The organism is Streptomyces sp. CG4 (assembly GCF_041080655.1).
In the GTDB taxonomy this organism is placed as follows: domain Bacteria; phylum Actinomycetota; class Actinomycetes; order Streptomycetales; family Streptomycetaceae; genus Streptomyces.
Genome location: NZ_CP163525.1, coordinates 4,243,557 through 4,266,128 on the forward strand (window position 1 = coordinate 4,243,557; position 22,572 = coordinate 4,266,128).

The following is a 22,572-nucleotide window of genomic DNA, read 5'->3' on the forward strand; positions in this document are numbered from 1 at the left end:
TCGATCCTAAGCGACTTTCGGGCCGGTTTGGACTAGTCGGTCAGTGCCCGGCGCAGCCGCTCCTCGTTCACGCGCCAGAAGGTGTGCTGTTCACCGTCGATCAGTACGACCGGGATCTGCTCCCAGTACTGGTCGTGCAGAGCCTGGTCCGCGGTGATGTCCTTGGGCTCCCAGGTCACTCCGAGTTCCCCGCAGACCTTCTCGATCACGACCTGTGCGTCGTCGCACAGATGACAGCCGGGCTTGCGGATCAGCGTGACGAATCGCTCACGGGGCTCGGCCTTGCGCCGGAAAAGTGGACTCATACGAGCCATTCTCGCGCCTGCCCCGCACGCTTCCGATCAGCCCTTTAACGGCCCGGTCGCGGAGAGTTCACACCCTTCAAACCCTGGCGACCGAGGAAGCACCGAACAAACTGGCTATGCTCACGACATGGCCGCTCTCGGATGGCTCACCCCCCGTAGGCGCTCCGCCACGGCGCGCAGCGTGTTGGCAGGCGAGGCCTCGGCGGAGGCTGCCCGCAAGTCCTCGCAGGAAGCACAGGAAGCGCAGCAAGCTCCACACGTCACCGACGAGGAAGCGGAGTTCCCGGTGCGGGGCGACGACAAGGCGGCCGCCTTCTTCGACCTCGACAACACCGTGATGCAGGGCGCCGCGCTGTTCCACTTCGGCCGGGGCCTGTACAAGCGGAAGTTCTTCGAGACCCGCGACCTCGCCAGGTTCGCCTGGCAGCAGGCCTGGTTCCGGCTGGCCGGCGTCGAGGACCCCGAGCACATGCAGGACGCCCGCGACTCGGCGCTGTCCATCGTCAAGGGCCACCGGGTCGCCGAGCTGGAGTCGATCGGCGAGGAGATCTACGACGAGTACATGGCCGACCGCATCTGGCCCGGCACCCGCGCCCTGGCCCAGGCCCACCTGGACGCCGGTCAGAAGGTGTGGCTGGTCACGGCGGCCCCGGTGGAGATCGCCCAGGTGATCGCCCGCCGCCTCGGCCTCACGGGCGCCCTCGGCACGGTCGCGGAGTCGGTGGACGGCGTCTACACCGGCAAGCTGGTGGGCGAGCCGCTGCACGGCCCGGCGAAGGCGGAGGCCGTACGCGCGCTGGCGGCGGCGGAGGGCCTCGACCTCTCCCGCTGTGCGGCCTACAGCGACAGCCACAACGACATCCCGATGCTGTCCCTGGTCGGCCACCCCTACGCCATCAACCCCGACGCCAAGCTCCGCAGACACGCCCACGACAAGGACTGGCGCCTCCGCGACTACCGCACCGGCCGCAAGGCGGCGAAGGTGGGCATTCCGGCGGCGGCGGGCGTCGGCGCGGTGGCCGGTGGCACCGCGGCGGCGATCGCCCTCAGCCGGCGTCGGCGATAGTTCCGGTATTCGCGCGTCCAGGGGCCGGTCGCCGTAGGACCTGCGGTCCGTTGCCGACTGCGCGTCCGCGGGGGCCGGTCGCGCAGTTCCCCGCGCCCCTTAGGGGCTGCAGTGCCCTCCAGCCCCCACAGCCCCCGGCCCCTTCAGTTTCAGTGCGCCACGCGCGCCCGAATTATGCCGCGGCCACTTCAACACGCCCTGTACTTCACCGAAAGCCGCCCCTTTCCGATCAACAACCGATCACTCTGCGGCACTTGATAGGCCGTCAATCGATAACAGAAGCGACGCAATCGATGATTTGAGCAACTCGGTGTAGCAGTGCCTGCACGAAGCGTTATTCTCCTCAGACGCAAACCGGTACCTCTCCGTCGCTACGACGGGTGAACGGTCCCGCACTGCACGTGATGGAAGCTCTGCCTCTGGGAGTCCCGTGTACCCACACGTCGGGGTTGACGCCTCGGGCCTGGCTACGCTGCGCGCAACACTCGCAACGGTCAAAGAGACGCTGCGCGGCCTCGTCCCCACCGCGTACGCCGTCCCCGCCTTCGCCGCCGCCATGCCCACCGGCCCGTGCTACGCACTGGCCGACGGCAGCGCCGCCGTCGGCAGACGAGGGCGCTCCGCCGGTGCGGGCGCCACCACCACCCGCCGCCCGGCCGCCGACAGCGACAGCGCCCGGATGATGGACCTGGTCGAACGCGCCCAGGCGGGCGAGGCCGAGGCCTTCGGTCGGCTGTACGACCAGTACAGCGACACGGTGTATCGGTACATCTACTACCGCGTCGGCGGCCGGGCCACCGCCGAGGACCTCACCAGCGAGACCTTTCTGCGGGCCCTCAGGAGGATCGGCACCTTCACCTGGCAGGGCCGCGACTTCGGAGCCTGGCTGGTGACGATCGCCCGGAACCTCGTCGCCGACCACTTCAAGTCCAGTCGCTTCCGCCTGGAGGTCACCACCGGCGAGATGCTCGACGCCAACGAGGTCGAGCGCTCCCCGGAGGACTCCGTCCTCGAATCGCTCTCCAACGCCGCGCTCCTCGACGCCGTACGCCGGCTCAACCCGCAGCAGCAGGAGTGCGTCACGCTCCGCTTCCTGCAGGGCCTCTCGGTCGCCGAGACCGCCCGCGTCATGGGCAAGAACGAGGGCGCCATCAAGACCCTCCAGTATCGCGCCGTACGCACTCTGGCCCGGCTTCTGCCGGACGACGCGCGCTGAGCCGCAGCCCGCACCCCACCACACATGGCGACGCCCAACTCACGTTCCGTGAACGCTCGTTGCCTTTCCGATCCGGTCATCCGCCGTCCGTAACCCAAGTGCCGCGCCAGTCGTTGTGCGGGATACAGGCTCCCTGTGGTCACGTCTGGCCGACCCTGATCACTCGATCGTGTGGAAGTGGTCGCGGGCGTGCAACCCTCAGGACCCCCTGGGGAGTCGACCGTGATGACGAGAGGAGGTGCCGCCAGTGATCGCGAACGTATCGGCACACCGGCGGGCGAACGCCTTCGCCCAGGCCCTGGAGGAGCTGTCCGACCGGGACACGGCGGCCGAGCGGTCCGTGAACCCGGCGGGTTGCCCGCCGACCGCCGAGGAGCAGACCGAGCAGGGCGAGCTCCTGGCCCTCACCGGGGACCTCGGCGCGCTGCCCAGGCCGCAGCTCGACCCCGAGGTCAAGGTCGTGCAGCGCGCCCAGTTGGTGGCCGCGATGGAGGCCATGCTCCAGGAGGGCACCGGGACGGCGGACGCGTCGGTACCCAGACAGAAGGGCGCGCACCGGGCGAGCCCGCTCACCAAACTCCGCCCGCGCTCCCGGCTGACCAAGGGCCTCGCCGCGGGCGGGCTCAGCGTCGGCGTGGCCGCCGGAGCCCTCGGCGGAGTCGCCGCCGCCAGCTCCGACGCCCTGCCCGGCGACTCGCTGTACGGCCTCAAGCGCGGCATCGAGGACTTCAAGCTCAACTACATGACCGACGGCGACGACGCTCGCGGCCAGACCTACCTGGACCAGGCCTCGACCCGGCTCAGCGAGGCCCGCCGGCTCATGGAGCGCGGCCGTGGCGGCCAACTCGACCACGAGTCCATCAGCGAGATCCGCCGCACGCTCTCCGGCATGCAGCGCGATGTCAGCGAGGGCCACCGCCTGCTCCACGAGGCCTATGAGGCCGACCCTGGCCGGCTCGGCCCGATCCAGGCCCTGTCCACGTTCTCCCGCTCCCACCGCGAGGTCTGGAGCGCGCTCAGCGGCAAGCTGCCCGTGCAGCTCGGGGACGTCAAACAGCAGGTGTCGTCGGTGTTCGACGCCATAGACCGAGAGGTCGCCCCGCTGCAGTCCCTGCTCCCGCCGTCGCCCGCCCAGAGCGGCGACGGCAAGGGGAAGGGCTCCGGCTCGGCGTCCAGCGGCTCCTCCGGCGGCCACCGGTCGACCGCGCCCAGCGCCTCCGGCCACACCCCGTCCTCCGGCAAGCACCCGAGCTCCGGCGACCCGAGCGGGACGGCGGGCGGCAGCAGTGGCGTGGGCCTGATCGGCGGCGACACCGGCGGCCTGCTCGAACCGCCGAAGACCGGCACCGGCAGCAACGCCCCGTCCACCACCAAACCCCCGTCCACCACCCCGGACGTCACCATCCCACCCCTCCTCCCGGGCCTGCTGCCGGGCTTGGGCATCGAGGGCGAGGACACGCAGAAGTAGCGCCGCTACGGCTCTGCGGCCTACGGCTCCAAGGCAGGGGCACCCATCCTTCCCGAGCGGGGTGGGTGCCCTTCGTCGTACACCCGGGCGGTGGGCGGGCGAAGTCAGAACAACAACGACTGCCTCAGAAGAACACCGACCGCCGCTGCACCAGCAGCTTGTACAGCGTGTGCTGGATCTGCTCCCGTACCTGGTCGGTCAGGTTGAACATCAGCATCGGATCCTCGGCGGCCTCCGCCGGATACCCGTCCGTCGGAATCGGCTCACCGAACTGAATCGTCCACTTGGTCGGCAGCGGGATCGCACCGAGCGGCCCCAGCCACGGGAACGTCGGCGTCAACGGGAAGTACGGAAAGCCCAGCAGCCGCGCCAGCGTCTTCGCGTTGCCGAGCATCGGGTAGATCTCCTCCGCCCCGACGATCGAGCACGGAATGATCGGCGCCCCCTGCCGCAGCGCGGTCGACACAAAGCCGCCCCGGCCGAACCGCTGCAGCTTGTACCGCTCGCTGAAAGGTTTCCCGATGCCCTTGAAGCCCTCCGGCATCACCCCGACCAGCTCGCCCTGAGCCAGCAGCCGCTCCGCGTCCTCCGCGCACGCCAGGGTGTGCCCCAGCTTGCGGGCCAGCTCGTTGACCACCGGCAGCACGAAGACCAAGTCGGCCGCGAGCAGCCTGAGATGCCGGTCGGCCGGATGATGGTCGTGCACCGCGACCTGCATCATCAGCCCGTCCAGCGGCAGCGTCCCGGAGTGGTTGGCGACGATCAGCGCCCCGCCGTCGGCCGGGACGTTCTCGATGCCCTTCACCTCGACCCGGAAGTACTTCTCGTACACCGGCCGCAGCATGGACATCAGGACCTGGTCGGTCAGCTCCTCGTCGAAACCGAAGTCGTCGACGTCGTAGTCCCCGGTCAGCCGGCGCCGCAGAAAGGCCAGCCCGGCCGCCACACGCTTCTCCAGGCCGCCGCCCGGCCCGTCGGCGTCCGGCCGCTCCAGCGGCTCCTCCTCACGGCTCACAGGCCCATCTTCCTGCGCCCGGGCCCGGCTCGGCAGCGGCTGGACCTCACCCAGTTCCCCGGTCTCACCGAGGGAGCCGCGCCGGCTGCCCGTGCTCCGGCGCCGCGTCGGGCGCTGCGCGGCGCCCCCGCGGGACCGGTCGTCGTCGAACGGAATGACCTTGGCGTCCGCCATCGTGTGCCGCTCTCCTCAGTTGGCGCTGTGCGTCGTGGGCCGGCCGCCGCCCCGCACGGCCAGCTCGGCGATCCGGTCGACGGCCCCCGCGAGGGCCTCCGGCGGCACCAGCCCGGGGCCCTGGCCGCGGGCGAAGTCCGTGAACGTCTCCACCGTCGAGTACTTGGGCGTGTAGCCCAGCGTTTCGCGCATCTGGACCGTGTCCACCACCCGGCCGTGTGTGAGCAGCCGGATCTGCTCCGGCGAGAAGTCCGTCATACCGAGCGTACGCACCAGCGAACCCGCCCAGGTGACGGCGGGCAGCAGCAGCGGCACGGTCGGCCGCCCGAGCCGCCGGGAGCACTGCGAGAGCAGCAGCACACCGTCCCCGGCGATGTTGAACGTGCCGCTGTTGAGGGTGCCCCGGCGCGGCTCGTGCGAGGCGATCCTGAGCACCTCGACCACGTCGTCCTCGTGCACGAACTGCAGCCGCGGGTCGTAGCCGAACACGGTCGGCAGGACCGGCAGCGCGAAGTACGAGGCGAGCGGGGTGTCCGCGGCCGGCCCGAGGATGTTGGCGAACCGCAGCACGCACACGGCGACGTCGGGGCGCCGCCGGGCGAACCCGCGCACATACCCCTCGACCTCGACGGTGTCCTTCGCGAAGCCGCCGCTCGGCAGCGACTTGGGCGGGGTCGTCTCGGTGAAAACGGCCGGATCGCGCGGTGCGGAGCCGTAGACGTTCGTACTGGACTTCACCACCAGCCGCCGCACGGCCGGCGACTTCTGGCAGGCGCCGAGCAGCTGCATGGTGCCGATGACGTTGGTCTCCTTGACCGTGGCCCGGCTTCCGCTGCCCAGCGCCGTGCCCGTCACATCCATGTGGACGACCGTGTCGGCGCCGGTCTCGGCGAGCACCCGGGCTATCGTCGGCAGCCGGATGTCGGCCTGGATGAAGTCGGCCCCGCCCAGATGGTGCGCCGGTGGCACCGCGTCCACGGCGATCACCCGGTCGACCTCCGGATCCCGCTGGATCCGCCGTACGAACCGGCCGCCCAGTTGCCGGGCCACTCCGGTGACGAGCACGACCTTCCCCAAGATCAGCGCCTTCCTTCTGCGACCGCCGTGTGTGCGGCCAACCTAGCGGGTCGATGTTGCGCTGTAATGACCACCCGATGCACGAAGTGACGGAAATTCACTGATCGGAATATGCCGGGTACGACTGTGCGGGTACCCGGATATGCCTGTGGCCCCCCACCAGTTCCGATGGGAGGCCACAGAAACGCGCTGACACGCTCTCGCGCGCCGCTTACTTCTTGTTGCGACGCTGAACGCGCGTGCGCTTGAGCAGCTTGCGGTGCTTCTTCTTGGCCATCCGCTTGCGCCGCTTCTTGATAACAGAGCCCACGACTACCCTCGCTCACTTCTCATCACTCGGTTGTTTGGGCGCCATGGGCCCACACGACCTACGAGGGGCTAGCCTACCCAACCGAGCGCCCAGGTCGTAATCGAGGGGGTACCCCGGGGTAACCCAGGGGTCGCCGTCAGGCAGTCTCCACCCCCACATAGCTGTCACGGAGGTACTCGTGTACCGCTTGTTCCGGGACGCGGAAGGACCGCCCCACCCGGATCGCGGGCAGATGACCACTGTGCACCAAGCGGTACACGGTCATCTTCGACACTCGCATCACCGAGGCGACTTCCGCCACGGTAAGGAACTGAACCTCGTTCAGAGGCCTCTCGCCAGCTGCAGCCATGACACACCTGAACCTTCCGCACTCGACGGCCACCGGCTTCCCCTTCCGGTGACTCTTCGTCGTTGCGTGCTCACTCCCCAATGTAGGGGCGGGTGATGCAAGTGGGGAAGAGGTGCACCCATCGCAGGCCTACTGTGACAGACACGCTCGTTTGAGTACGTAGCGGGTTAGCGGCCGGTAGTGAGCAGACCGCACTGCGTCATCAACCGGAACGACGACGGACACGCGCCCCTCCGCCTCCCCCACGAACAGCGCCGGATCGTCCGTGTCGGCCAGGCCGATGGCCTCGAACCCCAGCTGACCAGCACCGCAGACCCAGCCATGGTCTCCCACGACCAGCTCGGGCAGCGGCCCGCCGCTCTCCGCCGCGGCCTCCAGCACGACCCGAACCGGGAGCGGCGAATGACAGTGCACGCCGGGCTCACAACCGGGGCGCCCACCGTCGATTTCCCGCACCAACCCGACCCGCCGTGCGTAGCCGAGGTGATACGTACGTAGACCGAACCGGGTCAATATGTCGACACAGCGACCCTGCGCCGGAGTGAGCACGTCACACCCCGCCGCCGAGAGCGCGTCCGCGAGTCCGGCGTAGAACCCGAGCAGCCGCTGCGGATGCCCGGTCCCGAACAGCACCGGCGCGCCCCGCCTGGCGGCCTCCCCGATCCGCCCCGCGAACGCGTCCAGCGCGGCCAACGTCCGCTCCGGATCGATCACATCCGGTCCGGAAGTGTGCCGGGGATCGGCCGAAACACCGCACTTCTCCGCCATGAGGCTCAGCAAATCCCGCTGCCCCCAAGCCCCTTCGGGATCGATCCCGATCAGCACCCGCGGATCCCGGGCGGCGAAGAGCCGATAACTCCGCAGACTGTCCTCCCGAGAGGTCCCCACCTCCCCGGCAAGCCGAACAGCCAGCAGATGCGCACGCAGAGCTCCGCTGGTCGACACGGATGCGATGGTGACGCATCGGGGCTGAGGCAGGGGACGAATCCGGGGGAATTGCGCACAGTTGGCGTAACGGACTCCGCAGGGGCGGGCGCAGCCACGGGCAGTCGCGCCGGTCGATTTCCGCTACGGCAGAAGCCCCCGCAGCGGAAACACCGCCCGCCGAGTCGCCAACACGGCCTGATCCAAGCGATCAGCGGGGTCGTAACCCGCCTCCCACGACGCCCAGCCCACCGGCCACCGCCCATCAGTCATCCGCTGCGGCCCCAACTGCCGGGTCAAAGCGAACGCGTCCCGGCGCCACCCCTCGGGAATCACCGTCTCGGGCGCCACCGGCCGCCCCGCGGCGATCCCCACCAGATGCGTCCACGACCGGGGTACGACGTCCACGACCGCGTACCCCCCGCCCCCCAACGCGACCCATTTCCCCCCGGCGTACTCGTGCGCCAGCTCATGACACGCCACCTGCACGGCCCGCTGCGCATCCAGCGAAACGGCAAGGTGCGCCAGCGGATCCTCGAAGTGCGTGTCGGCCCCGTGCTGCGACACCAGCACCTGCGGCCGGAACTCCGCGAGCAGCTCCGGCACCACCGAGTGAAACGCCCGCACCCACCCCGCGTCCCCGGTCCCCGCCGGCAACGCCACATTCACGGCGGCCCCCTCCCCGACCCCGGCGCCGACCTCCTGCGGCCACCCGGTCTGCGGGAACAACGTACGAGGATGCTCGTGCAGCGAGATCGTCAGAACCCGCGGATCCTCCCAGAACGCCGCCTGCACCCCGTCCCCGTGATGCACGTCGACATCCACATAGGCGACCCGCTCGGCCCCCAGCTCCAGCAGCCGGGCGATGGCCAGCGAGGCGTCGTTGTAGATACAGAACCCCGACGCACCCCCCGGCATCGCATGATGCAGCCCGCCCGCGAAGTTCACGGCGTGCTCGGCGTCCCCCCGCCACACCGCCTCCGCCGCCCCCACCGACTGCCCGGCGATCAGCGCGGACACCTCGTGCATCCCGGCAAAGGCGGGATCATCCATCGTCCCCAGCCCGTACGCCCCGTCCGCCCCCGCCGGATCGGCCGACGCGGCCTTCACCGCGTCGATGTAGTCCTCCCGGTGCACCAGCCGCAGCGTCGACTCCCCGGCCGGCTTGGCCGCGACGACCGCCATCTCCCGGTCGAGCCCGAAGGCCCCCACCAGTTTCCGGGTCAGCGCCAGCCGGACCGGATCCATCGGATGGTCCGGGCCGAAGTCATAGCCCGTTACTGCCTCGTCCCACATCAGCTGTGCGCGGCCGCTCATGCCCGCCACCGTATCTGTCCGGTTGAGCGGCGAACGACCTGGCGTACACCAACGTCAGCAGGACCAACACCATCGGCACCAGCATCGCCCCCCGATAGCTCCACGCACCGCCCAGAGCCCCCACCAGCGGCGAACCGACCAGAAAACCCACGTAATTGAAAATGTTCAGCCGCGCGATGGCCGCGTCCGAAGCCCCCGGACCGTGATTTTCGAAAGCGAGCCGCCCCGCCGCCGCGAACGTCTGCGGCACCAGCACGCACAACCCCAGCCCCAGCAGCGTGAACCCGAGCATCCCGACCCACGCCCCGGGCGCCGAGGCCACCACCGCGAACCCACCGGCCGCCACCAGCGTCCCGACCCGTACGACCGCCACCGCCCCGAACCGCCGAACCCCGAAGTCCCCGATGGCCCGCCCCAGCAGCGTGGTCACCATGTACACGTTGTACGGCACGGTCGCCAGCTGCTCCGAGCTGCCCAGCACGTCCTTCAGATACTTCGCGCTCCAGTTGGAGACCGTCGAGTCCCCGATGTAGGCGAAGGTCATCACCAGACACAGCGGCAACAGCAGCTTGAAGACCACACCCCCACCCGCGCCCGGTGTCTCCGCCTCCGGCGCCGGATCCCCGTCGACGTACCACCGGCTCCCGACCAGCGTCGCCGGCAGCAGCACGACCACCACCGGCAGATACGACACCCACAGCGCGAGATGCCAGTGCGCCCCGGCCCACGCCAGCGAGGCACCGAGAATCCCGCCCAGGCTGTACGCGGCATGAAAGCTGAGCATGATGCTGCGCCCGTACGACCGCTGCAGACTCACCCCGAGCATGTTCATGGAGGCGTCCAGCGCCCCCACGGCCAGCCCGAACGCGCCCAGCGCCACCGCCAGCCCGGCGATCCGCCCGCCCGCCCCGGCGCCGAGCAGCGCCAGCAGCACCACCGGCTGGGACCAGCGCAGCAGCCGGCTGGGCCGGATCCGCTTCACCAACTGCTCGGTGGTCACGCTCCCGACCCCGGCGAGGACCGGTACGGCGGCCAGGAAGACCGGCAGCAGCGCGTCGGAGATCCCGTACCGGTCCTGGATGGCCGGGATGCGCGTCACCAGCAGGGCGAAGGTGGCGCCTTGAGCGAAGAAGCCGAACGCCAGCGAGGCCCTACCGCGCCGCAGCACATCAGTCATGGCGGCGAGCGTAGGGCCCCGGGCTACCTGTGGGTAGATCCAGCCAAAGATGAATTCTCCTCAGGTTCGCCGAGCGGAGGGTCAGGCCGCGACCGCGAGTGAACGCTGCTCCGCCTCACCGGCTTCGACCTCGGCAGCGACCATGTGCATCATCGGCACGACGGCCAGCCCACCGCCGACGATCCAGGCGACAGCCATCGCGCCGATCATGATGACCGTGCCGAGCCACACCATCGTGTCCAGCGGAATGGTGTACGCGCCCACAGCGCGTGCCACGCACTCGGCGAGCAACGCCAGGCCCCACACGACGGAGAAGGTCCGCTCTTTGCGCCGGAAGGCCGCGGACCCGGCCGCCGCCCCGGACACCAGCCGCTGCCAGGCGGCCTCCTTGGCCGCGTCGCCCTTGATCAGAAAGGGCTTCATGCCGGCCGTCATCATCGGCTTCCCGAGCACCACGGAGACCAGGATCCCGATGGCGACCGTACTGCTGACCACACTGTCCTTCGCAAGCATCAGCCGCGGGTCCCCGGAGACGAAGCTGAGCAGCAGCGACACGACATTGACGACCAGGATGAGGACGGCCAGGCCGTTGGCCCTCCGCTCCTTGCCCAGGCTCCACACGGTCCGCACCGCCGGCACCACACTGCTCCAGGCGAGCGCCGCGAAGGTGCTCATCCCGAAGCCGTCCTTGAGGAGGTAGTACGAGCCGAGCGGCACCGCCACGTCCAGGATCAGCGGCATGAAGTTGTCCAGCATGCTCGGGCTCTGCTTCTGCCGCTCGATCCGGCCCCGGGCCCCCGTGTTCTTCGTCATGCCCTCAGCTTCGCCCCCGCGAGGGTTCCGCCAGTAGAAACGATCGTCCGGACGTCCGCATGACAATTGTCAGACCCGGACCGATGGCTCAGGTCATACCAGCAGGTCAGCCAACTCGCCCATGGTGGAGAAGAGTTGATCGGCGCTCGCCAGCCTCGCCGCGGGCGTCATCGCGGTGAACCCGTAGACGGCCATCCCGGCCGCCGCAGCCGCCTGCACGCCCAGCGGAGAGTCCTCCACGACCAGGCACCGCTGCGGCGCCACCCCCATCCGCTCCGCGGCGTACAGAAAGAGATCGGGCGCCGGCTTGCCCCGCCCCACGTCCTCGGAGCTGAAGATCCGCTCGTCCGCGAACCACCGGTCGAGCCCGGTCGTACGATGCCCGACCCGGATCCGCGCATGACTCCCGGAGGAGGCCACGCAGTACGGCACCCCGTCCGCGGCGAGCTTTTCCAGTACGCCGCCCACACCGGCCACGGGCTGCAACTCCCGCTCGAACGCGGCGAACACGCGCGTGTGGAAGACATCGTCGAAGTCGTCCGGCAGCCGCTGCCCCGTCCGCTCCAGCACCAGGTCGTGAATCCGGTGCATCGCCGAGCCCATGTAGTCCCGAATGGAGTCCTCGTACGAGGTCGGGTGCCCCAACTCGGTCAGATAGGCGGCCAGCAGGCGATTGGAAATGGGCTCGCTGTCGACGAGCACACCGTCGTTGTCGAAGATCACCAGGTCATAGCGCATGCATTCGAGCATAAACGCAGAAAGGCCCACGCCTGATGGCGTGGGCCTTTCTCAAGATTTGTTCGGCGGTGTCCTACTCTCCCACAGGGTCCCCCCTGCAGTACCATCGGCGCTGTGAGGCTTAGCTTCCGGGTTCGGAATGTAACCGGGCGTTTCCCTCACGCTATGACCACCGAAACACTATGAAACTGTGAACGCCACACCACGCTGTGACAACGTGGGGCTGTTCGTGGTTTCAGAACCAACACAGTGGACGCGAGCAACTGAGGACAAGCCCTCGGCCTATTAGTACCGGTCACCTCCACCAGTTACCTGGCTTCCAGATCCGGCCTATCAACCCAGTCGTCTACTGGGAGCCTTACCCCATCAAGTGGGTGGGAGTCCTCATCTCGAAGCAGGCTTCCCGCTTAGATGCTTTCAGCGGTTATCCCTCCCGAACGTAGCCAACCAGCCATGCCCTTGGCAGAACAACTGGCACACCAGAGGTTCGTCCGTCCCGGTCCTCTCGTACTAGGGACAGCCCTTCTCAAGACTCCTACGCGCACAGCGGATAGGGACCGAACTGTCTCACGACGTTCTAAACCCAGCTCGCGTACCGCTTTAATGGGCGAACAGCCCAACCCTTGGGACCGACTCCAGCCCCAGGATGCGACGAGCCGACATCGAGGTGCCAAACCATCCCGTCGATATGGACTCTTGGGGAAGATCAGCCTGTTATCCCCGGGGTACCTTTTATCCGTTGAGCGACGGCGCTTCCACAAGCCACCGCCGGATCACTAGTCCCGACTTTCGTCCCTGCTCGACCCGTCGGTCTCACAGTCAAGCTCCCTTGTGCACTTACACTCAACACCTGATTGCCAACCAGGCTGAGGGAACCTTTGGGCGCCTCCGTTACCCTTTAGGAGGCAACCGCCCCAGTTAAACTACCCATCAGACACTGTCCCTGATCCGGATCACGGACCCAGGTTAGACATCCAGCACGACCAGACTGGTATTTCAACGACGACTCCACACACACTGGCGTGCATGCTTCACAGTCTCCCAGCTATCCTACACAAGCCGAACCGAACACCAATATCAAACTGTAGTAAAGGTCCCGGGGTCTTTCCGTCCTGCTGCGCGAAACGAGCATCTTTACTCGTAGTGCAATTTCACCGGGCCTATGGTTGAGACAGTCGAGAAGTCGTTACGCCATTCGTGCAGGTCGGAACTTACCCGACAAGGAATTTCGCTACCTTAGGATGGTTATAGTTACCACCGCCGTTTACTGGCGCTTAAGTTCTCAGCTTCGCCCACCCGAAAGTGAGCTAACCGGTCCCCTTAACGTTCCAGCACCGGGCAGGCGTCAGTCCGTATACATCGCCTTACGGCTTCGCACGGACCTGTGTTTTTAGTAAACAGTCGCTTCTCGCTGGTCTCTGCGGCCACCCCCAGCTCGAGGAGCAAGTCCTCTCACCAGGCATGGCCCCCCTTCTCCCGAAGTTACGGGGGCATTTTGCCGAGTTCCTTAACCATAGTTCACCCGAACGCCTCGGTATTCTCTACCTGACCACCTGAGTCGGTTTAGGGTACGGGCCGCCATGAAACTCGCTAGAGGCTTTTCTCGACAGCATAGGATCATCCACTTCACCACAATCGGCTCGGCATCAGGTCTCAGCCACAAGTACGACGGATTTACCTATCGCACGGCCTACACCCTTACCCCGGGACAACCACCGCCCGGGATGGACTACCTTCCTGCGTCACCCCATCACTCACCTACTACCAGATTGGTCCGGCGGCTCCACCACTTTCCATTCCCCGAAGGGTCCGGAACGGCTTCACGGCCTCAGCATCACTGGATTCGATGTTTGACGCTTCACAGCGGGTACCGGAATATCAACCGGTTATCCATCGACTACGCCTGTCGGCCTCGCCTTAGGTCCCGACTTACCCTGGGCAGATCAGCTTGACCCAGGAACCCTTAGTCAATCGGCGCACACGTTTCTCACGTGTGTATCGCTACTCATGCCTGCATTCTCACTCGTCAACCGTCCACGACTACCTTCCAGTGCCGCTTCACCCGGCAGACGACGCTCCCCTACCCATCACAGCACCCGTTGGGGCTTATACTGCAATGACACGACTTCGGCGGTACGCTTGAGCCCCGCTACATTGTCGGCGCGGAATCACTAGACCAGTGAGCTATTACGCACTCTTTCAAGGGTGGCTGCTTCTAAGCCAACCTCCTGGTTGTCTCTGCGACTCCACATCCTTTCCCACTTAGCGTACGCTTAGGGGCCTTAGTCGATGCTCTGGGCTGTTTCCCTCTCGACCATGGAGCTTATCCCCCACAGTCTCACTGCCGCGCTCTCACTTACCGGCATTCGGAGTTTGGCTAAGGTCAGTAACCCGGTAGGGCCCATCGCCTATCCAGTGCTCTACCTCCGGCAAGAAACACACGACGCTGCACCTAAATGCATTTCGGGGAGAACCAGCTATCACGGAGTTTGATTGGCCTTTCACCCCTAACCACAGGTCATCCCCCAGGTTTTCAACCCTGGTGGGTTCGGTCCTCCACGAAGTCTTACCTCCGCTTCAACCTGCCCATGGCTAGATCACTCCGCTTCGGGTCTTGAGCGTGCTACTAAAATCGCCCTGTTCGGACTCGCTTTCGCTACGGCTTCCCCACCCGGGTTAACCTCGCAACACACCGCAAACTCGCAGGCTCATTCTTCAAAAGGCACGCAGTCACGAGATACAGCAAGCTGTATCCGACGCTCCCACGGCTTGTAGGCACACGGTTTCAGGTACTATTTCACTCCCCTCCCGGGGTACTTTTCACCATTCCCTCACGGTACTATCCGCTATCGGTCACCAGGGAATATTTAGGCTTAGCGGGTGGTCCCGCCAGATTCACACGGGATTTCTCGGGCCCCGTGCTACTTGGGTGTCTCTCAAACGAGCCGTACAGATTTCGACTACGGGGGTCTTACCCTCTACGCCGGACCTTTCGCATGTCCTTCGCCTATCCATACGGTTTCTGACTCGCCGACCAGCCGGCAGACTGATCAAGAGAGATCCCACAACCCCGTATACGCAACCCCTGCCGGGTCTCACACGCATACGGTTTGGCCTCATCCGGTTTCGCTCGCCACTACTCCCGGAATCACGGTTGTTTTCTCTTCCTGAGGGTACTGAGATGTTTCACTTCCCCTCGTTCCCTCCACACTGCCTATGTGTTCAGCAGTGGGTGACAGCCCATGACGACTGCCGGGTTTCCCCATTCGGAAACCCCCGGATCAAAGCCTGGTTGACGACTCCCCGGGGACTATCGCGGCCTCCCACGTCCTTCATCGGTTCCTGGTGCCAAGGCATCCACCGTGCGCCCTTAAAAACTTGGCCACAGATGCTCGCGTCCACTGTGCAGTTCTCAAACAACGACCAGCCACCCATCACCCCACCAGAACATCCGGTGAGTGCACTGGGGCCGGCGACTGAGGAAAGTTCGTTCCCTCAGACACCCAACAGCGTGCCCGACACGACCAGCCGACCAGATCAGCGTTCCACACCCCGAAGAGCAGTACTAGCGCCTGGTCCATCCTGGACCGTGCCGAATAATCAACGTTCCACCCATGAGCTGACCACCGCCAGACATTTGCTGGCGTAGTGGCTCTGGCTGCCTTGCGGCAGCTAGATGCTCCTTAGAAAGGAGGTGATCCAGCCGCACCTTCCGGTACGGCTACCTTGTTACGACTTCGTCCCAATCGCTAGTCCCACCTTCGACAGCTCCCTCCCACAAGGGGTTGGGCCACCGGCTTCGGGTGTTACCAACTTTCGTGACGTGACGGGCGGTGTGTACAAGGCCCGGGAACGTATTCACCGCAGCAATGCTGATCTGCGATTACTAGCGACTCCGACTTCATGGGGTCGAGTTGCAGACCCCAATCCGAACTGAGACCGGCTTTTTGAGATTCGCTCCACCTCACGGTATCGCAGCTCATTGTACCGGCCATTGTAGCACGTGTGCAGCCCAAGACATAAGGGGCATGATGACTTGACGTCGTCCCCACCTTCCTCCGAGTTGACCCCGGCGGTCTCCTGTGAGTCCCCATCACCCCGAAGGGCATGCTGGCAACACAGAACAAGGGTTGCGCTCGTTGCGGGACTTAACCCAACATCTCACGACACGAGCTGACGACAGCCATGCACCACCTGTACACCGACCACAAGGGGGACCCTGTCTCCAGGGTTTTCCGGTGTATGTCAAGCCTTGGTAAGGTTCTTCGCGTTGCGTCGAATTAAGCCACATGCTCCGCCGCTTGTGCGGGCCCCCGTCAATTCCTTTGAGTTTTAGCCTTGCGGCCGTACTCCCCAGGCGGGGAACTTAATGCGTTAGCTGCGGCACCGACGACGTGGAATGTCGCCAACACCTAGTTCCCACCGTTTACGGCGTGGACTACCAGGGTATCTAATCCTGTTCGCTCCCCACGCTTTCGCTCCTCAGCGTCAGTAATGGCCCAGAGATCCGCCTTCGCCACCGGTGTTCCTCCTGATATCTGCGCATTTCACCGCTACACCAGGAATTCCGATCTCCCCTACCACACTCTAGCTAGCCCGTATCGACTGCAGACCCGAGGTTAAGCCTCGGGCTTTCACAATCGACGTGACAAGCCGCCTACGAGCTCTTTACGCCCAATAATTCCGGACAACGCTTGCGCCCTACGTATTACCGCGGCTGCTGGCACGTAGTTAGCCGGCGCTTCTTCTGCAGGTACCGTCACTTGCGCTTCTTCCCTGCTGAAAGAGGTTTACAACCCGAAGGCCGTCATCCCTCACGCGGCGTCGCTGCATCAGGCTTGCGCCCATTGTGCAATATTCCCCACTGCTGCCTCCCGTAGGAGTCTGGGCCGTGTCTCAGTCCCAGTGTGGCCGGTCGCCCTCTCAGGCCGGCTACCCGTCGTCGCCTTGGTGAGCCATTACCTCACCAACAAGCTGATAGGCCGCGGGCTCATCCTTCACCGCCGGAGCTTTCCAGCCTCCACGATGCCGTGGAGGCTCGTATCCGGTATTAGACCCCGTTTCCAGGGCTTGTCCCAGAGTGAAGGGCAGATTGCCCACGTGTTACTCACCCGTTCGCCACTAATCCACCCCGAAGGGTTTCATCGTTCGACTTGCATGTGTTAAGCACGCCGCCAGCGTTCGTCCTGAGCCAGGATCAAACTCTCCGTGAATGTTTTCCCGTGATCGGGATGAACACCACGAGAGCGGAACAGTCGGATGGAATGACCCGACCGTTCACAGCGTCCTCGCTGTGTTTTTCAAAGGAACCTCGACCATCGGAATGTTTCCGACGGACGGGGTATCAACATATCTGGCGTTGATTTTTGGCACGCTGTTGAGTTCTCAAGGAACGGTCGCTTCCTTTGTACTCACCCTCTCGGGCTTTCCTCCGGGCGCTTCCCTTCGGTGTTTCCGACTCTATCAGATCTTTTCTCGATCCGATTTCCTCGGTGCTTTCCAGGTTCCCGCGTTTTTCTCGCGGTTTCCTTTCCGGCGGTTCCGACTCTATCAGATCCTTTCGGCGTCCGACCCCCAGTCAGCGGGGTTTGTCTTCCCGGCTGTTGGGCCGTTCCGACGAGTGAGACTTTAGCGGATTCCTTGCTCCCGAGCTAATCGGGGGCTGCGTCCTTTCGAACGCGGATTCCTCATTTCACAAAATACGCATGCCAAAGCAGCCGACGCCGCAGCATCGATTGCTGGTAGGTACTTGCGGAATGGCTGTCCGGGGACCGACCGGAGTCGGCGCTCACGTCGGACAACCCGGAGAACACTACGGACCGGGCTGAGGTGTGTCAACTCGTGTCCCCGGTACGCCCCCAGGGCGTACCCTGGTCCACATGACGACGCGTACGTGTACCCAGCTTTGGTGGGCCGCCTGACGGCGGCCGTACTCACGTATGCAATCAACGGCCGCCGCTTCGGCGGCCGTTCTCTTTTCTCCTCCGGACTCCGGGGGCCGGCCGCGGGAGCGGCGGTCCCGACCAGGAGATGGAGTGGAGATGACGCGGGTCTTCAGCGGGATCCAGCCGACCGGGCACCTGACGTTGGGCAACTACCTGGGAGCCCTGCGGCGCTGGGTGGAGACGGACCAGCACCAGGCCGACGCGCTGTTCTGTGTCGTGGATCTGCACGCGCTGACCGTGGATCAGGATCCGGCGCGCCTGCGCAGGCTCAGTCGGCAGACGGCGACGCTGATGCTGGCGGCCGGGCTCGATCCCGAGGTGTGCACCGTGTTCCTGCAGAGCCATGTCGACGAGCACACGAGACTGTCGTACCTGCTGGAGTGTGTGGCGTCCGACGGTGAGATGCGGCGGATGATCCAGTACAAGGAGAAGGTCGCGCGGCAGCAGGAGCGCGGCGCGAGCGTGCGGCTGTCGTTGCTGACGTATCCGGTGCTGATGGCGGCGGACATCCTGGCGTACGGCGCGGGCGAGGTGCCGGTCGGGGACGACCAGGTGCAGCATGTCGAGCTGGCGCGGGATCTGGCGGTTCGGTTCAACCAGCGGTACGGGCACACGTTCGTGGTGCCGAAGGCGACGCGGCCGGGGGTCGCGGCGCGGGTGATGAACCTGCAGAACCCGGGCGCGAAGATGGGGAAGTCGGACGACTCCGGTCTGGGGGTCGTCTATCTGCTCGACGAGCCGGACGACGTGCGGAAGAAGGTCATGCGTGCCGTCACCGACAGCGGGCGGGACGTGGCGTACGACAGGGAGGGGCGGCCCGGAGTCGCCAATCTGCTGGAGATTCTCGCTGCGTGCACGGGTGGGAACCCTGAGTCACTGGCAGGCGTTTACGACTCGTACGGCGCTTTGAAGAAGGACACCGCGGAGGCCGTGGTGGAGGTCTTGAGGCCCGTGCAGGCCAGGCACAGGGAGCTGTGCGCGGATCCTGCCTTTGTGGAGGGGGTGCTGCGGGATGGTGCGGAGAAGGCGAGGGCGATGGCTCGGCCGACCGTCGATGCGGCGTATCGGGCGATCGGGCTGTTGCCGCCCGTGTTCGATACCGCATTGAGCTCGGCCGGTCGATAGGGCCTGCCCGTGTGGGCCCGCGCGTGCGGGCCTGTGCTCGCGGGCGCGCGGACGGGGGCGTACGGCTGTCGGTGAGCCGTCGCCCCCGGTGCCGGCTCAGTCCTTCTTGCCGGAGGCAAGTTCGCGGCTGCGGTCGCGGGCGGCTTCGAGGGCGGCGATGAGGGCGGCTCGTACGCCGTGGTTCTCCAGTTCGCGGATCGCGTTGATGGTCGTGCCGGCCGGCGAGGTGACGTTCTCGCGGAGTTTGACGGGGTGTTCGCCGCTGTCGCGGAGCATCACGGCGGCGCCGATGGCGGACTGGACGATGAGGTCGTGGGCCTTGTCGCGGGGCAGGCCGAGCAGGATGCCGGCATCGGTCATGGCCTCGACCAGATAGAAGAAGTACGCGGGGCCGGAGCCGGACAGGGCGGTGCAGGCGTCCTGCTGGGTCTCGGGGACCCGGAGCGTCTTGCCGACGGCGCCGAAGATCTCCTCGGCGTGCGCGAGGTGCTCCTCGGTGGCGTGGGTGCCGGCGGAGATGACCGACATGGCCTCGTCGACGAGGGCCGGGGTGTTGGTCATGACACGGACGACCGGGGTGCCTGCGGTCAGGCGCTCCTCGAAGAAGGAGGTGGGGATTCCGGCGGCGCCGCTGATGATCAGGCGGCCGGCGGGGACGTGCGGGGCCAGCTCGTCGAGGAGGGTGCCCATGTCCTGCGGCTTGACCGTGAGGATCAGGGTGTCGGCGGTCTTGGCTGCCTCGGGGTTGGTGACCGGGGTGACTCCGTAGCGGGCGCGGAGCTCTTCGGCGCGTTCGGGGCGGCGGGCGGTGACCAGGAGGTCGGCGGGGGCCCAGCCGGCCCGGATCATTCCGCTGAGCAGGGCTTCGCCGATCTTGCCGGTGCCGAGGACTGCGACTTTCTGGCTCATGGGGCTCAGTTTCGCATCGGTGAGGAGGGGTGCGGGTGGCTTGTCCGGTGGGCGGAACGGGCGCTGCTGGGCGGGGGTGGGTTTCGCTCGCCCGCGCCGGCGGGGTGACGCGGCTACGCCGTGCGCCGTCGTAGCGTCGCTGCCCCCAGGCTCAGTACCAGCAGGGCGCAGCCCGCGACGATCAGGACGTCACGTACGAAGGTCGCCGTCATGTCCGTGTGGTGGAGGACTTCGTTCATTCCGTCGACGGCGTACGACATCGGCATGACGTCGGAGATGGCCGTGAGGGCGGGGTGCATGTCGGAGCGGGGAGTGAACAGGCCGCAGAGGAGGAGTTGGGGAAAGATCACCGCGGGCATGAACTGGACCGCCTGGAATTCCGAGGCCGCGAAGGCCGAGACGAAGAGACCGAGGGCCGTGCCGAGCAGGGCGTCGAGGAGGGCGACGAGGAGGAGCAGCCAGGGGGAGCCGGTGACGTCGAGGCCGAGCAGCCACAGTGCGAGTCCGGTGGCGAGGGCGGACTGGACGACGGCGAGGGTGCCGAAGGCGAGGGCGTAGCCGGCGATGAGGTCGGCCTTGCCGAGGGGCATGGCGAGGAGGCGTTCGAGGGTGCCGGAGGTGCGTTCGCGCAGGGTGGCGATGGAGGTGACCAGGAACATCGTGATCAGCGGGAAGATGCCGAGCAGGGATGCGCCGATGTTGTCGAAGGTGCGGGGGCTGCCGTCGAAGACGTAGCGCAGCAGGATCAGCATCAGGCACGGGACGAGGATCATCAGCGCGATGGTGCGCGGGTCGTGGCGGAGCTGGCGCAGGACGCGGGCCGCGGTGGCAGTGGTGCGGGAGGCGTGGAGCGCGCCGGTGGGGGCGGCCGGGCCGGTCGTACTCATCGGGTCGTCTCCTGGGTGCGGTGTGCGGCGGCCTCGTCGACGAGGTGGAGGAACGCGGCCTCGACGGTGTCGGTGCCGGTGCGGGTGAGCAGGGCGTCGGGGGTGTCGTCGGCGAGGATCTCGCCCTCGCGCATGAGGAGGAGGCGGTGGCAGCGCTCGGCCTCGTCCATGACGTGGGAGGAGACGAGGAGGGTGGCGCCGCGGGTGGCGGCGATGTCGTGGAAGAGGTGCCAGAGGTCGCGGCGCAGGACGGGGTCGAGGCCGACGGTGGGTTCGTCCAGGACGAGGAGTTCCGGGGTGCCGAGGAGGGCCACGGCGAGGGAGACCCGGCTTCGCTGGCCGCCGGAGAGGTTGCCGGCGAGGGCGTCGGCGTGGCTGGTGAGGTCGACGTCGGCGATGGCCCGGGTGACGTGTTCGCGGCGGCGCTGTGCGGCGGTGCGGCCGGGGTCGAGGATCGCAGCGAAGTAGTCGAGGTTCTGGCGGACGGTCAGGTCGTCGTAGACGGAGGGGGCCTGGGTGACGTAGCCGATGTGGCTGCGCAGGGTGGGGTGGCCTGCGGGGCGGCCGAGGACGTTCAGGGTGCCGGTGACCTTGGCCTGGGTGCCGACGACGGCGCGCATGAGGGTGGATTTGCCGCAGCCGGAGGGGCCGAGCAGGCCGGTGATCTGGCCGCGGGGGACGGTGAAGCGGAGGTGGTGCAGGACGGTGCGGGGGCCGCGGACGACGGTGAGGTCGTCCGCGTCGATCGCGGCGGATGTGGTGGACGTGGTCGAGGTGCTGGAGGTGGTGAGCGGGGCGTTCGGTGGGTCCGGCGGATAATTCATCACGCGATGAATAATCTGCCTGGCGCCTCGCGGCGTCAAGAGGTGGGTGCCGGCGTGTGCGGGTGCGCATACGGCAGCGGCGGCCGGGAGGGCACCCGGCCGCCGCTGTCGACGGGACTTCGCCCAGGTCAGGGCTTGGTGGCGACGAGGAGGAGCACGTCGTAGGTCTCCTCGACGATGCCGTCCGGGAAGACCTTGAGCAGCTGGGCGCGCTCCTCTTCCAGGAAGGCGGTCCTGCGGTCCTGAGGCGTGACGAGGAAGGCCGAGTGGCTGCCGATGTTGGCGAGGTGGGTGTCGACCGGGATGCGGCGGCTCCAGCGGACGTCGCGGCGGACGAAGTCCAGGCGCCCGCTCGGGTCGGCCAGGTCGGTGCGTTCGGCGGCCCTGCGCTTCTTGGCAGCCATGTCCACGCCGAAGAAGCGGCCCTTGCGGTCGGCGGCCTCGGCGATCCAGTCGACGTCGAGCGCGTCGGTGTTCCACCACAGCGCCAGCGCGCCGCCCGGCCGCAGCACCCGCAGCGCCTCCGGCACCGAGCGGGCGGTGTCGGTCCAGTGCCAGGCCTGGGCGTAGGTGATGAGGTCGGCGTGCGCGTCGGCGAGGGGCAGGGCGTTGCCGTTGCCGCGGACGATCGGGATCTGCGGCAGCCCGCGGCGGAACTCGGCGGCCATGCCCTCGCCGGGTTCGACGGCGACGACGTCGGCGCCTCGGTCGCGCAGGAGAGCGGTCGCGATGCCCGTACCGGCGCCGACGTCCACGACCCGGGCACCGGACAGGGACCGGCCGGCCAGTTCCTCGACGGTGTCGAAGAGGGCGGGCGGATAGGAGGGGCGGTTCGCGGCGTACTGGGCGGCGGCGGAGTTGAAGGAGTGCGCGGGGTCCGCGTGCGGGGGCGTCGGCGGGGTCGGTTGTGTCGTGGCCATACGGACATCCTGG

Annotated in this window: 18 protein-coding genes and 3 rRNA genes; 4 read left to right on the forward strand and 17 right to left on the reverse strand. The window is 66.8% G+C overall.

What is annotated here, in order from left to right:
- Positions 1 to 32 precede the first annotated feature (32 nt).
- Complete coding sequence (locus AB5L52_RS19310; RefSeq protein ID WP_351027023.1) at positions 33 to 305, reverse strand: glutaredoxin family protein; 273 nt, start codon at positions 303 to 305, stop codon at positions 33 to 35.
- Between the two features lie 127 nt (positions 306 to 432).
- Between AB5L52_RS19310 and AB5L52_RS19315 the strand changes: the two genes are divergently transcribed.
- The 3 genes from AB5L52_RS19315 (at position 433) to AB5L52_RS19325 (ending at position 4,055) form a co-directional block, all read left to right on the forward strand.
- Complete coding sequence (locus tag AB5L52_RS19315) at positions 433 to 1,371, forward strand: HAD-IB family hydrolase (protein ID WP_351027024.1); 939 nt, start codon at positions 433 to 435, stop codon at positions 1,369 to 1,371.
- Positions 1,372 to 1,801: 430 nt separating this feature from the next.
- A complete protein-coding gene (locus AB5L52_RS19320; RefSeq protein WP_351027025.1) occupies positions 1,802 to 2,587 on the forward strand; it encodes an ECF subfamily RNA polymerase sigma factor, BldN family in 786 nt (261 codons plus the stop codon).
- A 247-nt stretch (positions 2,588 to 2,834) separates the two neighbouring features.
- Positions 2,835 to 4,055, forward strand: coding sequence for a DUF5667 domain-containing protein (locus tag AB5L52_RS19325; protein WP_369365238.1), 1,221 nt, complete (start codon positions 2,835 to 2,837; stop codon positions 4,053 to 4,055).
- Positions 4,056 to 4,179: 124 nt separating this feature from the next.
- Here the strand turns inward: AB5L52_RS19325 and AB5L52_RS19330 are convergent, their stop codons facing one another.
- The 12 genes from AB5L52_RS19330 to AB5L52_RS19385 all read right to left on the reverse strand — a co-directional run bounded on the left by AB5L52_RS19330 (position 4,180) and on the right by AB5L52_RS19385 (position 17,162).
- Positions 4,180 to 5,244, reverse strand: a complete 1,065-nt coding sequence (locus AB5L52_RS19330; protein ID WP_351027029.1) for a lysophospholipid acyltransferase family protein — start codon at positions 5,242 to 5,244, stop codon at positions 4,180 to 4,182.
- A gap of 15 nt (positions 5,245 to 5,259) precedes the next feature.
- Entirely contained in the window at positions 5,260 to 6,321 is a 1,062-nt protein-coding gene (locus tag AB5L52_RS19335) for an NAD-dependent epimerase/dehydratase family protein (protein WP_351027031.1), read from the reverse strand.
- 211 nt (positions 6,322 to 6,532) lie between these two features.
- Positions 6,533 to 6,631: an AURKAIP1/COX24 domain-containing protein gene (locus AB5L52_RS19340; protein WP_003948845.1), complete on the reverse strand. Its 99-nt coding sequence runs from the start codon at positions 6,629 to 6,631 to the stop codon at positions 6,533 to 6,535.
- A gap of 136 nt (positions 6,632 to 6,767) precedes the next feature.
- Entirely contained in the window at positions 6,768 to 6,980 is a 213-nt protein-coding gene (locus AB5L52_RS19345; protein ID WP_121791081.1) for a helix-turn-helix domain-containing protein, read from the reverse strand.
- 129 nt (positions 6,981 to 7,109) lie between these two features.
- Positions 7,110 to 7,925, reverse strand: coding sequence for a phosphatase (locus tag AB5L52_RS19350; RefSeq protein ID WP_351027033.1), 816 nt, complete (start codon positions 7,923 to 7,925; stop codon positions 7,110 to 7,112).
- 123 nt (positions 7,926 to 8,048) lie between these two features.
- A complete protein-coding gene (locus tag AB5L52_RS19355) occupies positions 8,049 to 9,221 on the reverse strand; it encodes an acetoin utilization protein AcuC (protein WP_369368933.1) in 1,173 nt (390 codons plus the stop codon).
- Positions 9,172 to 10,398, reverse strand: coding sequence for an MFS transporter (locus AB5L52_RS19360; protein ID WP_369365241.1), 1,227 nt, complete (start codon positions 10,396 to 10,398; stop codon positions 9,172 to 9,174). The genes AB5L52_RS19355 and AB5L52_RS19360 overlap by 50 nt, the downstream gene beginning before the upstream one ends.
- Positions 10,399 to 10,479: 81 nt before the next feature.
- Positions 10,480 to 11,211 (reverse strand): VC0807 family protein, encoded by a 732-nt coding sequence (locus AB5L52_RS19365; protein WP_369365243.1) that lies wholly within the window; start codon positions 11,209 to 11,211, stop codon positions 10,480 to 10,482.
- Between the two features lie 93 nt (positions 11,212 to 11,304).
- Positions 11,305 to 11,949, reverse strand: coding sequence for an HAD family hydrolase (locus AB5L52_RS19370; RefSeq protein ID WP_351027040.1), 645 nt, complete (start codon positions 11,947 to 11,949; stop codon positions 11,305 to 11,307).
- Positions 11,950 to 12,009: 60 nt separating this feature from the next.
- Positions 12,010 to 12,126: ribosomal RNA gene (rrf, locus tag AB5L52_RS19375) — 5S ribosomal RNA — on the reverse strand.
- An 88-nt stretch (positions 12,127 to 12,214) separates the two neighbouring features.
- Positions 12,215 to 15,333 (reverse strand): 23S ribosomal RNA (locus AB5L52_RS19380).
- Positions 15,334 to 15,636: 303 nt separating this feature from the next.
- A 16S ribosomal RNA gene (locus AB5L52_RS19385) occupies positions 15,637 to 17,162 on the reverse strand.
- The 16S, 23S and 5S rRNA genes sit together here, the layout of an rRNA operon.
- 828 nt (positions 17,163 to 17,990) lie before the next feature.
- Here AB5L52_RS19385 and trpS point away from each other — a divergent pair.
- Entirely contained in the window at positions 17,991 to 19,019 is a 1,029-nt protein-coding gene (trpS, locus tag AB5L52_RS19390; protein ID WP_351031579.1) for a tryptophan--tRNA ligase, read from the forward strand.
- Between the two features lie 96 nt (positions 19,020 to 19,115).
- On the opposite strand, the gene proC is transcribed toward trpS, so the two are convergent.
- From proC to AB5L52_RS19410, 4 genes are all read right to left on the reverse strand, one after another.
- Positions 19,116 to 19,928, reverse strand: a complete 813-nt coding sequence (gene proC, locus AB5L52_RS19395) for a pyrroline-5-carboxylate reductase (RefSeq protein WP_351031581.1) — start codon at positions 19,926 to 19,928, stop codon at positions 19,116 to 19,118.
- Between the two features lie 113 nt (positions 19,929 to 20,041).
- A complete protein-coding gene (locus tag AB5L52_RS19400) occupies positions 20,042 to 20,815 on the reverse strand; it encodes an ABC transporter permease (RefSeq protein ID WP_369365245.1) in 774 nt (257 codons plus the stop codon).
- Positions 20,812 to 21,642, reverse strand: a complete 831-nt coding sequence (locus AB5L52_RS19405; RefSeq protein ID WP_369365247.1) for an ABC transporter ATP-binding protein — start codon at positions 21,640 to 21,642, stop codon at positions 20,812 to 20,814. Before AB5L52_RS19405 ends, AB5L52_RS19400 begins: the two co-directional genes overlap by 4 nt.
- 125 nt (positions 21,643 to 21,767) lie before the next feature.
- A complete protein-coding gene (locus AB5L52_RS19410) occupies positions 21,768 to 22,559 on the reverse strand; it encodes a class I SAM-dependent methyltransferase (RefSeq protein WP_369365249.1) in 792 nt (263 codons plus the stop codon).
- Between the last annotated feature and the right edge of the window lie 13 nt (positions 22,560 to 22,572).